Source organism: Pseudomonas sp. IC_126 (assembly GCF_004331835.1).
Taxonomy (GTDB): domain Bacteria; phylum Pseudomonadota; class Gammaproteobacteria; order Pseudomonadales; family Pseudomonadaceae; genus Stutzerimonas.
The window spans coordinates 89,764-100,964 of record NZ_SJSS01000006.1 but is presented as its reverse complement, the minus strand read 5'-3'; the positions used below and the strand labels follow the sequence as shown (position 1 = coordinate 100,964).

Genomic DNA, 11,201 nt, shown 5'->3' with positions numbered 1-11,201 from the left:
AATCCTCCATGGCGTTCCGTCGCGCTGGCGATGGGCTTGTTTCCTGGCATTGCACGGTGAATGAGCGCTCGAGCGCCGGGCGCTCACTCCGCTGCCCGACACGGCATTCGCAGTGACTGGCCCGTTTCGAGCTGCTCGCGACCCGCCGCGTGATGCACGGTTACCGACCGGTCGTTGGCGCTGTCAGCCGTCACCGTCAGCCAGCCATCGTCCAGCTGCAGATGCAGGCGCGCCTGACGGTAGACCAGCGACAGCGCCACGTGCCGCAGCTCAGCTGGAGGCATGGGGAAAACATGCAGGCCATCGAGCTCTGGCCGCACGCCAAGGTAACGGCGCTGCAGCACATCCAGCGACCCGGACATGGCGCCCAGATGCACGCCTTCCTGCGTACCTTCATCGCCCGGCGTACACAGGTCGACATCCAGGGTTTGCTGAAAATAGGCCCATGACGCCTCGCTATCGACCTCGGCCAAAGCGCCGGCGCAACTGACGTTCGACAGGCTAGATTCGTGTGTCAGGCGCGCCAGGTGGTAGGCCAGCGTGCGATGCAGGGCGTCCTCGTCGTGCCGATAGCCGAGCCATTGAAACAGCGCCTGATATTGGTGTTGCGGCAACAAATGATGCGCCATCAGCACATCCGCCTGCTTGGTCAGCTGGTAGCGATCACAGCTGTCGTGTCGCGCTTCGAGCATCCAGTCCAGCCGCGGACGATCACCGTGCAGCCACTCCTGCGGAGGCGGTTCGAGCTTTTCGAACCCCTCGAACTGGCTGAGCACGTCGTCCTCCACGAAGGGGAGATAGATGCGCCGGCTGATCTGCTCCCAGCCTTCCACCTCATCCGCTTCGAGTTGCAGCCTGTTACGCAGCGCATCGGCCTTGTCATTGGGGAGCAATTCGAGCACCTGTCGTGCGCGACACAGCGTCCAGACCGCCATGAGATTGGTATAGGCGTTGTCATCCAAGCCGGGCTGCGCCGCGCCGGGATAGCCGTTGTGATACTCGTCTGGGCCGATGACGCCACAGATCAGATAGCGCTGCCGAGACTCGTCGAAGCGCGCCAGGCTGGCCCAAAAGCGCGCCACTTCGATGATCAGCTCGCCCACTTGCCCAGCCAGCAGCGCCTCGTCACCGGTTGCGAGATAAAGCTGCCATGCATCGAACGCAACCGCCGAGCCGATATGGCGTTGCAGGTGGGTGTGATCGGGCATCCAGCGACCCGACATTGGGTTGAATTGCCAAGGAGGGGTTTCCTCCTCGCCACTGTCGGCACTGCGCCAGGGAAACATAGCACCGCGCAAACCGGCGCGCCGCGCCCGTTCACGGGCCTTATCCAGGCGTCGATGGCGATAGTCGACCAGGTTGCGCGCCAGCTCGGGGAAATGCGTGACGAGAAACGGAAAGGCGAACAACTCGTCCCAGAACACCTGACCGTAGTAACCCTCCATCCAGCCACGCGGGGGAAAGCCGAGATCCTTGCCGACACTGTTCGCCGACACCGTTTGCAGCAGATGAAAGGCATGAAAGCGCAGCGCCAACTGCAGCTGGGCGTCATCCGACGCGACCGGCATGCGCCGCCAGAGCTGTGCCCAGGCATCGCAGTGTGCGCGTTGCAGGTCGTCGAAATCAGCCTGCGGCAGTTGCTGGAGCACCTGCGCGCGCGCGTGGTCATCGTCGGCTGGCCGCTCGTCATCGACCTGCACCAACACCCGCTTTTCGATGACCAGCCGCCCATCCGCCGGCACCCTACATTCAGCCTGTTGAATGAGCCGCTGCTCGACCTGTTGGCCACGCCAGTGCAGACCCAGCCCCGGCGTCCGGATGCCCACGGCCATCGCCAGGCGGCGACGATCATTGTTAACCCTGGCGCTCAGCGCCGCGCGCCCCTGCTCGTCGTGCTGGATTTCCAGCGCGCCGAGACGTTGCCCTTCGTAGGCGTCGTTGCGGGGAATCGCAGCATTGGTCACGCCGCCATCGAGGGTCGCGCGAAGCCGGATGCGAGCGACGTCTCGCGGTACCTTGAGCTCCCAACGCAGCACCGCCAGCTGTGGGGAGGCCATGCTGACGAAGCGCGTCTCGTGCAGCTGCAGCGCATGGCCCGCGATAACGAAATCCAGCTCGCGCTCCAGCAGGCCGTTTTCCAGCGTCAGGCACTGACGGTACCCGCGCAGCTCGACCCCGTCGAGGCTGTACCAGTCGCCGCCGTCGTCCAGCGCGAAGCTCAGACCGAACGGGTCGGGCAGATTGACCAGCGCGGCCATCCGCACCGCGCTGCCATTGACCTCACGCGGGGCATCGTCGTACCAGCCGGCACGGTACAGGCCGGCGTAATGGTCACCGCCGCCAGCCGAATGCAGGGCAGCTGCCTCCGGCGCACAGACACGGCAGGCCAACAGGCCATTGCCCAGTGCTAGCAGCGCCTCCCGCCGGCGCTCGTCATCCGGGTCGTAGCTATCGAAAACCACTTGGCTCGGAACGTTCGACTCAGTCATGCAACACCCTCGCAGCACTCAAAAGCTGCTGCCCATCGCGGCGACCTGTTCACGATCGGGATACGCCGGCTGCGAGCCATAGGCGGTGACGGCCAAGTTGGCCGCAGCCACGCCCCAGGCAGCGGCTTCGCGTGGCGCCCGACCTTCCAGCAGCGCGATGGCGAAGACGCCGGTAAAGGCATCGCCGGCGCCTGTGGTATCGACCGGCTCCACCTGCCCCGGCGGAACATGTGAAACGTCCTCACCGCAGGCCAGGACACAACCGCCATCACTCAGTTTGATGCAGACGATCTCCGTACCGGCCCGCTGCAACTCACGCGCGGCATCGGCAGCGGCCTCGATGTTGTCGATCGGATGCCCGACCAGCGCTTCGGCCTCGTCGGCGTTCGGCGTGATCGCGTGCAGCATGGGCAGCATGTCGCGCTCCAGGCGATCCGGAAACGAGGGGTCGAGCACCACCGGGATGCCTCGGCGCGCCGCGGTCTCGACAGCGCGGCGTACGACCCAAGCGGGAATTTCGTAATCGAGCACCAGAACGGCCGGGGTTTGGCATTCCTCGATACGTGTACAGGTGGCGTCGGCGGCCGCCTGGTCCCAGCAGTCGTTGGCATTGGATGCCAGCACGATGTGCTTCTTTGCATCCGGCGGGACCATGATCATCGAAACGCCAGTTGCCTGACCCGCCACGCGACCGACGCCGTCGACCTCTACCCCAGACTCGCGCAACGGCCCGAGCGCCTGCTCGGCCAGATCGTCGTCACCCACCTGCCCAAGCAAGATACTGCGATGGCCGAAGCGTGCCGCGAGGTAGGCGGTATTGCTGGCCTTGCCGCCGGACAGGCGACACAGATCATTGGCCAACAGGGTCTCGCGACCGCCGGGCGGTTCGTCGACCCGCACCTGAAAATCGGCATTGATGCTGCCCAGGGACAACAGCGTTAGGCGCTCCATGAACATGCTCCGGTGGTTCAAGCTCGTCTTTTAACGGACCTGAACGGCTGGCCAGGGTTCGCGTTTCGCTACCTCATCGGTCAGCTCTGACCCATCGTGGGAAGCGCCCGCCCCGCTTCTTTCGCACTTCAATGCGCAGGCGGCTCCTGCCGATGCGGGGCAATCGGCGGGAACCCATTGGCGCCGCGGCCGCTCGAACCTCAATCGCCAACACTGGCGCAGCGCCAAGGCATCCATGCCGGGGCTTGCTGGCGATACCGAACACCGCACCCGTCAGGGTGTTCAAGTTACTGTCGGGCAACAGCCCAAGCCTGCGTGATGCCTGTATCGGCACGCGTGCGAGGAGCCTTCGAATGAGTGCGATTGCGTTGATGATTGTGGGGCTGGCGGCGATGTCGCTGGGGTATCTGTTCTACTCGAAGTTCATCGCCGAGAAAATCTACCGCCTCGATCCGAACTACCGCACCCCGGCCCATACCATGCGCGACGGTGTGGATTATGTGCCGACCAACCGGTTCGTCCTCTGGGGGCACCACTTCACCTCGGTGGCGGGCGCGGCGCCCATTGTCGGCCCGGCCATTGCAGTGATCTGGGGCTGGGTTCCGGCGTTCCTCTGGGTGGTGCTGGGCACCATCTTCTTCGCCGGCATCCATGACTTCGGCGCGCTCTGGGCCAGCGCCCGCAACCGGGGCCAATCGGTGGGCATGCTCAGTGGGCGGCTGATCGGTTCGCGCGGCCGCAGTCTGTTTCTGGTCGTGATCTTCCTTGTCTTGCTGATGGTCAACGGCGCCTTTGCCGCGGTGATCTCCAACCTGCTGGTGTCGACGCCGACTTCGGTAATTCCGGTGTGGGGCGCCATCCTCGTCGCGCTGGTAATCGGCCAGCTCATCTACCGCTACAACGTCAAATTGCTGTGGCCCTCCCTGGGCGGCGTGATCGTGCTTTACCTGCTGATCCTGCTGGGCAACGCCTACCCGATCAGCCTGCCGGATACGGTACTGGGCCTGAGTGCCAAGTCGTTCTGGATTCTGCTGCTGTTCGCCTACGCGGCCATCGCCTCGCTGCTACCGGTGTGGGTGCTGCTGCAACCGCGTGATTACATCAACGGCCTGCAACTGTTCGTCGGTCTCGGCTTGCTCTACATGGCCGTGCTGTTCGGTGCACCGGAGCTGGTCGCACCGGCGTACAACACCGAGCTACCGGCTAACAGCCCGAGCATCGTGCCGCTGCTGTTCGTGACCATCGCCTGCGGGGCGATCTCTGGCTTCCACGGGCTGGTGGCGTCCGGCACCACCTCCAAGCAGCTGGACAAGGAAACCGACGCCCGCTTCGTCGGCTATTTCGGCGCGGTGGGTGAAGGCATGCTCTCGCTGGCGGCGATCATCTGCTGCACTGCCGGTTTCGCTACGCTGCTCGACTGGCAACAGGTCTACACCGCCTTCGGCCAGGGCGGCGTGAATGCCTTCGTCCAGGGCGGCGGCACGCTGCTCGCCAACGGCCTCGGTCTGCCGGCGGACCTCGGCGCCACTATTCTTGCGGTAATGGCGATTCTCTTCGCCGGCACCACCATGGACACCGGCCTGCGCCTGCAACGCTTCGTGATTCAGGAAGCCGGCGAGCTGGCCGGCATGAAGGTGAACACTCTGGTCGGCACGCTGATCGCAGTCGGTGTGTGCATGGCCCTGGCCTTTGGCGCTGGCTCCGAGGGCAGCGGCGGCATGGCGATCTGGCCGCTGTTCGGCACCACCAATCAGCTGCTGGCGGGATTGACGCTGTCGATCATCACCGTGCTGCTGATCAAGCAAGGTCGTCCGGCGATGTACACCCTGGTGCCGCTGGTGTTCCTGCTGGCGATGTCGATCTACGCGCTGCTGGTGCAGATGGGCCAGTTCTACCGCGCCGAGAACTGGTTGCTGCTGGGCATGGACGTGGTGATCCTGATCGCCGCGCTGTGGGTCACCCTTGAAGCGATCATCGCCATGCGCAAGGGCCGCGATCCGGCTGCCGAGATGACCACCGACGAGCCGCTGCCGTGACGCAGCGACCTTTCTTCCAGCGATTGTCGGACGGGCTGCAGGAGTTCTACGTCGCGCCCTACCGGCGCACCTTCGCCCGCGCCCGGCGCGACGAGGACGACCTGTTCATGCTGCTGGTGTTTTCCGAGGCGCTGGGCGTACCCAACCCCGCCGCCTGGTACACCCTGGAGCTGATGCCGGAACTCTATGAACGCTTCCATGACTGGCATCGCCGCATGGGCATGGAGCACTCACCGCTGGATCACATCGGATGCTGCTAGCACTGGCCGCACGGAGCCGGGTGCTGTTCATCGGCGGCAAAGGCGGCGTCGGCAAGACCACCGTCGCCGCCGCCACGGCATTGCAACAGGCGCGTGCCGGACGCGGTGTGCTGCTGGTCTCCACCGATCCGGCGCACAACCTCGGTCATCTCTGGAACCGATCGATCGGCTCGAATACCGTGCGTCTGGCGGCCGGCCTCGATGGCCTGGAGCTCGACCCTGAGCAAACGGTGCGGCAACACCTGGACGAGGTCGGCAGCGCCTTGCGCCGGTTGATGCCACCGCACCTGGCCGGCGAAGTCGACAAGCACATGTCGCTCTCTCGCGATGCACCCGGCATGCACGAAGCGGCGCTGCTCGAACGTATCGCAGACACCATTATCCAGGGCATGGACGACTACGACCTACTGGTCTTCGACACCGCGCCATCCGGCCATACCTCGCGGCTCATGGCGCTGCCGGAAATGATGACGGCCTGGACCGAAGGGTTGCTGCAACGTCAGGAGCGCAGCAAGCGCTTCGGCGATGTGTTGCGAAATCTTGGCAAGGACGACGGTGGTTTAGGCGAAAGCATCCTCGGCCGCGAAACCAGCGACGGCAACGACCGCCAGCAACGCGTGCGACAGCTGCTCTACCGACGCCGCGAGCGCTTCAGCCAACTGCGTGACGTGATACAGGACCGCCAGCGTTGCGCGTTCGTCATCGTCCTTGCCGCCGAGCGGCTGCCGGTACTGGAAACCATCGAATTGCAGGCCCAGCTGCAGCGCAGCGGCATAGAAGTGGCCGGGCTGGTGGTGAATAAACGATCACCTGTCGAGGCCGGCGCCTTTCTCGCCGAGCGACACGCGCAAGAACAGCGTCATTTGGACACGCTGCAACGGGCCCTACCGAACCTTCCGCTGCAGCAACTGCCCCTACTGGCCGAAGACGTGGTCGGCGAAACCGCGCTCGAGGCGTTTGGCAAGAAGCTGAACGAGGTCTGAAGCGCCCCAAGGGCCCTTCCACACCAGCTTCGTGCACGCTCTCGCCTAACGGGGGCGACGTGTTACCCGCCGGCGCAACCGAGCAGCAAACTAAAGCTGGAGCTTCTCTAGGAACGGAATAGAATTCGCATCCCCCAAGGCGCAGCCCACCACCCCGGCGCTGCGTTTGCCGAATGCCCTATCCGGGTGGCCGGCCTGATACTGGAGATACACGATGTCTACCGAACCCGTCACCTTGATGGTGGCCCGCCGCGTGCGCGATGGCCGCTACCACGACCTTCTCGCCTGGTTGCACGAGGGCGAACAACTGGCCGCGGACTTTCCCGGCTACCTCGGCTCCGGTGTGCTGGCGCCGCCGCCTGACGATGATGAGTTCCAGATCGTCTTCCGTTTCGCCAACGAGCAGACCCTCGATTCCTGGGAACATTCGGCCTCGCGCCGAGCCTGGCTGCAACGTGGCGGCGAACTCTTCGCTCAGCCCCATGAGCGCCGCGCTCGAGGCATCGACGCCTGGTTCGGTAGCAATGACAGCGCCCTACCACCGCGCTGGAAGCAAAGCGTGGCGATCTGGCTGGCGTTCTTTCCCGTCTCACTGCTGTTCAATATGCTGTTCGGCGGGATGCTCAGCGAACTCAATCTGGTCATGCGGATATTGCTCAGCACTCTGGCATTGACGCCTTTGATGACCTATCTCTTCATTCCTCTGTCCACGCGCTTGCTTGCGCCCTGGCTGCGCGCTTCGCCGCGCCCCGTGGTGCGCTCTGCAAAACAGCCGGTCCCAGTCCGCTGATCGGCATGATCTGAAGATTGTTATAAAAATATTGCTGCCGTTTGTCTGGCGCCATTAAAGTGCCACCTTGGCGCGCCGCTAACTCGCTATGCCCGGCGAACACATGTTCGTTGCGATCGAGAACGCCGGAACGCGGATAGAACCCTAGCTGCGAAGCCTGCCAAACCCTAGCCGAACGCTGCAGCGTGCAGTCCCGGCCTGCATAGCGGATGAGCGAAGAATGAATAACAAGACTCTGGTGTCGGCGTCACATCTGCGGCGGCTCTGCGGCGCGACTCTGGTTGCGACGAGCCTTCTGTTTCCTTCCACCGCGCTGCAAGCCGCGCAAACCTTGAATCTGCTGAACTGGGAGGATTTTCTCAGCGAGGCGGTGATCGAGCGCTGGCAGGCCGAGACCGGCGTGCAGATCCATCAGGTCTACTTCGACAGCGGCGACAAGCGCGACCAAGTGCTCGCCGAGCCGGATCACCGGATCGACATCGCGCTGACCGAGCTGATCAGCGCCAACCGCTTCGGCGAACGCGGGCTGCTAGAGCCGATCGATGAGAAGGCGCTGCCCAATCTGAAGCACACGCCGCAACGCTGGCGCGACCACTGCGGACCCCACGCGATCCCCTATCTCTGGGGCACGCTCGGCATTGCCTATCGTTCCGACCGCCTGCCCGTCGCGCCCCGCTCCTGGGCCGACTTGCTGCAACCGGCCGAACGCGACGCGCCGCACATCATCATGATGGAGGACCACGAAGACATCCTCGCCGGCCCGCTGCTTTACCAGCAGCGCTCGATCAACACCTCAAGCATCGACGAATTGAAAGCCGCCTACGAGCTGCTGATGGCGCAGTCCCACGCCGTGCTGACCTATGAATACGTAATCACATCGCTACGCAGCCAGCGCTACCTCGACAAGGCCGACATGGCGCTGACCTACAGCGGCGATCAGCAGGTGCTCAACGCCATCGAAGGCGTCGAAGGCGAACCCTGGCACTACGTGGTTCCAGAGGAAGGCACACTGCTTTGGGTCGATTGCCTGTCTGTGCCGGTCAACAGCCAGCAGAAGGCGCTGGCCTACCGCTTCCTGAGTTTTATCAATACCCCCGAAATCGCGGCCCTGAATGCCGCCGAGCTGGGTGTCGCCACGGCCAACACTGCGGCCATCGCGCTGCTGCCGGATGAGATCCGCCAGGATCGAAGCATCTACCCACCCGAGGCGGTGCTGCAGAACAGCCAGGTCTATGAGCCACGTCCGCTGGATGCGACGCAGACACGGCGGCGCATCATCAACGCACTGATCAACGCCCATGACGCTCGGTAAACGCACGCTGCTGGTGATCTTCCCGGTCATCCTGATCATCCAGCTGCTGGCTGCAACGACCGCTTACCTGACCCAGCGCGCTTCGCTGGTGGGCCTCGAACAGGCGCGTCTGGCGCAGCAGCTGCTAGCGCTCAAATCCGCTTATCTGGACTACGAGGCGTTCAACCGCAGCATGCTCCACTCGATCGCCAACAGCGAAGCGTTGCTGCTGTTCCTGCGTGAGTCGAACACCGCCTACCGTAACGAAACGCTGGGGCTGCGCATCCAGCAGAGCATTCGCTCTCTATCGACGACCCGCATGTCGTTCGTGTCCTTCGCCATCGTCCAGCCTGGCGGTGAGGTGGCCTACTATCACGAAAGCAGCCTGTCGCCGTTCGCGACCATGAGCGCCACGCAGCAACAGGTCGTCCGCGAGGCCAAGCAGACTCCGCATACCGGCCAGATGACCTATATAGATACAGCCGAGGGCGGCCTGCTGCTGGATACCGACTTCATCCTGCCGGCTGCGGGTAGCCGCCCTTTGCCTAGCCAGCGAGCGGAAGCCTTCGCCCTGCAACTGGCGGTGCGCCCTGAAAGCTTCATCAGCCTCAAGCGCAGCCTGGAGGCCGAATACGGTGCGGCGGTGGAGATTGCACCCAAGCTCAAACCGGCGCCACGGGGGCTATCGGCCGATATCGAGCTATCACGCTCGCTGTCCGCACGCCTGACGCCGTCACCTGACTACATTGCCGCGCGCCTGCAAACGCTGGGATTGGCATTTCTGTTTGGCGTCGTGCTGATCTGCCTGATCTCCGTCGGCCTGTTGCTGGTGTTGATCCATCACTATGTCACCGGTCCGATCAGCTGGCTCGACCAGCAGCTCACCGAGCTGCTGCAGGGCAAGCGCCACGCGTTGGACGAACCCAGCGATGGCGGCGAGATCGGTCGCCTGACGCTGAATATGAAAACCCTGCACGAGCGCAACACGGCCGCGCTGCAGCGTATTCAGGAAATCTCCTGGACCGACAGCCTGACCCATATCAGCAACCGCGCCCATTTCGGCCTGCTGGCCACAGCCATGTATGACCAGTGCGCACGCGGCGGACGACAACTGGCGCTGCTGTTTCTCGATCTGGACAACTTCAAACAGGTGAACGACCAGCACGGCCACGATGCCGGCGATACGCTGCTGCGCGTCTTCGCCAAACGCATGCAAGGCGTGCTCGAGCGCCATCGCCAGGCCCACCCTGACGCCGAGACCGCGCTCGCCCGGCTCTCCGGCGACGAGTTCGCCATCCTGCTGCTGACCGGTACCGAGTACGACAGCTTGCCGGCGCTTACCGATGCCTTGTTGGACCTGTGCCGCAGCGGCTTCCGTTTCGAGGACCGTCTCTACCCAGTCGGTGTCAGCATCGGCACGGCCCGCTACCCCGCCGACGCCGATTCCATCACGCAACTGCTGACCCGCGCCGACACGGCGATGTATCAGGCCAAGGCCGAAGGCAAGAATGTCGCGGTGGCCTTCTCGGCCCAGTTGGAGCAACGCAACCAGCGTATCCGGCTGGTCGAGGAACAGCTGCGCCTGCTCGATGGCGATGAACAGTTGCGCCTGGTTTACATGCCGGCGGTGGATCGCGACGGCAGCGTGGTCAGCTGTGAGGTGCTGCTGCGCTGGCATTCGCCCTTGCTCGGCACGGTTTCACCGGGCGAGTTCATTCCCATCGCCGAGCGCGCCGGGCTGTTCCCGAAGATCGACAGCTGGGTGATCGATAGAGCCCTGGCCGGCTATCCGGAGCTGGTCCGGCTGTTCGGCGAAGGCATGATTCTGGCGATCAATGTCTCGTCGGCGCAGCTGACCGACGATCACATCTGCCGCTACCTGATCGAACGCGCCGCGCATCATGGCGTCGCGCCCGGCAACATCGAGATCGAGCTGACCGAAACCTACGCCGCCGAACTGAGCAGCAACACCATGGAAGTGGTGCGGGCCATCCGCGCGGCGGGCTTCCGCGTGGCCATCGACGATTTCGGCGTCGGCTACACCTCGATCCAGCAGTTGCTCGAGTACCCGGCCGACACCATCAAGCTGGACATGGCCATCGTGCAGCGCCTGACGCAACCGGAACTGCGGGAAAGCCTGACCGCACTCATCGCCTTCTGCCAAGCGCAGGGCAAGCGGGTCAATGCCGAGGGCGTGGACACCATGGAAAAGCAGTCCGCACTGCTGCAGGCCGGCTGCGATCTGTTCCAGGGCTATCTGATATCGCCGCCACGTTCGGTAGCCGCGCTGGAGGAATGGGTGGCGATACGCAACCGTTCGCAGCATGAGCTGCGCATCGAACAGTTGCACGGCCAGGCGATGCCGCAAGACGCTGAACAGGTCGTAGCAAATCGGAACTGA

At 64.0% G+C, this 11,201-nt stretch carries 8 protein-coding genes; 6 read left to right on the top strand and 2 right to left on the bottom strand.

Annotated features, from left to right (window positions below):
• Positions 1-83 precede the first annotated feature (83 nt).
• Together E0D86_RS17680 and E0D86_RS17675 are read right to left on the bottom strand one after the other, a co-directional pair.
• Complete coding sequence (locus E0D86_RS17680; RefSeq protein WP_131651358.1) at positions 84-2,489, bottom strand: glycosyl hydrolase family 65 protein; 2,406 nt, start codon at positions 2,487-2,489, stop codon at positions 84-86.
• 18 nt (positions 2,490-2,507) lie between these two features.
• Entirely contained in the window at positions 2,508-3,440 is a 933-nt protein-coding gene (locus E0D86_RS17675) for a ribokinase (protein WP_131651357.1), read from the bottom strand.
• A gap of 353 nt (positions 3,441-3,793) precedes the next feature.
• Between E0D86_RS17675 and E0D86_RS17670 the strand changes: the two genes are divergently transcribed.
• The 6 genes from E0D86_RS17670 (at position 3,794) to E0D86_RS17645 (ending at position 11,201) form a co-directional block, all read left to right on the top strand.
• On the top strand, positions 3,794-5,476 hold the full coding sequence (locus tag E0D86_RS17670; RefSeq protein ID WP_131651356.1) for a carbon starvation protein A: 1,683 nt from the start codon (positions 3,794-3,796) through the stop codon (positions 5,474-5,476).
• Positions 5,473-5,736: a cory-CC-star protein gene (locus E0D86_RS17665; RefSeq protein ID WP_131651355.1), complete on the top strand. Its 264-nt coding sequence runs from the start codon at positions 5,473-5,475 to the stop codon at positions 5,734-5,736. Before E0D86_RS17670 ends, E0D86_RS17665 begins: the two co-directional genes overlap by 4 nt.
• Positions 5,727-6,719 (top strand): ArsA family ATPase, encoded by a 993-nt coding sequence (locus E0D86_RS17660; protein ID WP_131651354.1) that lies wholly within the window; start codon positions 5,727-5,729, stop codon positions 6,717-6,719. Before E0D86_RS17665 ends, E0D86_RS17660 begins: the two co-directional genes overlap by 10 nt.
• A gap of 214 nt (positions 6,720-6,933) precedes the next feature.
• Complete coding sequence (locus E0D86_RS17655) at positions 6,934-7,509, top strand: antibiotic biosynthesis monooxygenase (protein ID WP_131651353.1); 576 nt, start codon at positions 6,934-6,936, stop codon at positions 7,507-7,509.
• 220 nt (positions 7,510-7,729) lie between these two features.
• Complete coding sequence (locus E0D86_RS17650; protein WP_131651352.1) at positions 7,730-8,821, top strand: PotD/PotF family extracellular solute-binding protein; 1,092 nt, start codon at positions 7,730-7,732, stop codon at positions 8,819-8,821.
• Positions 8,808-11,201, top strand: a complete 2,394-nt coding sequence (locus E0D86_RS17645) for a bifunctional diguanylate cyclase/phosphodiesterase (protein WP_131651351.1) — start codon at positions 8,808-8,810, stop codon at positions 11,199-11,201. The genes E0D86_RS17650 and E0D86_RS17645 overlap by 14 nt, the downstream gene beginning before the upstream one ends.

Coding starts and splice junctions, on each gene's coding strand:
- E0D86_RS17680 (WP_131651358.1), bottom strand. CDS start 2,489: ATGACTGAGTCGAACGTTCCGAGCCAAGTGGTTTTCGATAGCTACGAC.
- E0D86_RS17675 (WP_131651357.1), bottom strand. CDS start 3,440: ATGGAGCGCCTAACGCTGTTGTCCCTGGGCAGCATCAATGCCGATTTT.
- E0D86_RS17670 (WP_131651356.1), top strand. CDS start 3,794: ATGAGTGCGATTGCGTTGATGATTGTGGGGCTGGCGGCGATGTCGCTG.
- E0D86_RS17660 (WP_131651354.1), top strand. CDS start 5,727: ATGCTGCTAGCACTGGCCGCACGGAGCCGGGTGCTGTTCATCGGCGGC.
- E0D86_RS17655 (WP_131651353.1), top strand. CDS start 6,934: ATGTCTACCGAACCCGTCACCTTGATGGTGGCCCGCCGCGTGCGCGAT.
- E0D86_RS17650 (WP_131651352.1), top strand. CDS start 7,730: ATGAATAACAAGACTCTGGTGTCGGCGTCACATCTGCGGCGGCTCTGC.
- E0D86_RS17645 (WP_131651351.1), top strand. CDS start 8,808: ATGACGCTCGGTAAACGCACGCTGCTGGTGATCTTCCCGGTCATCCTG.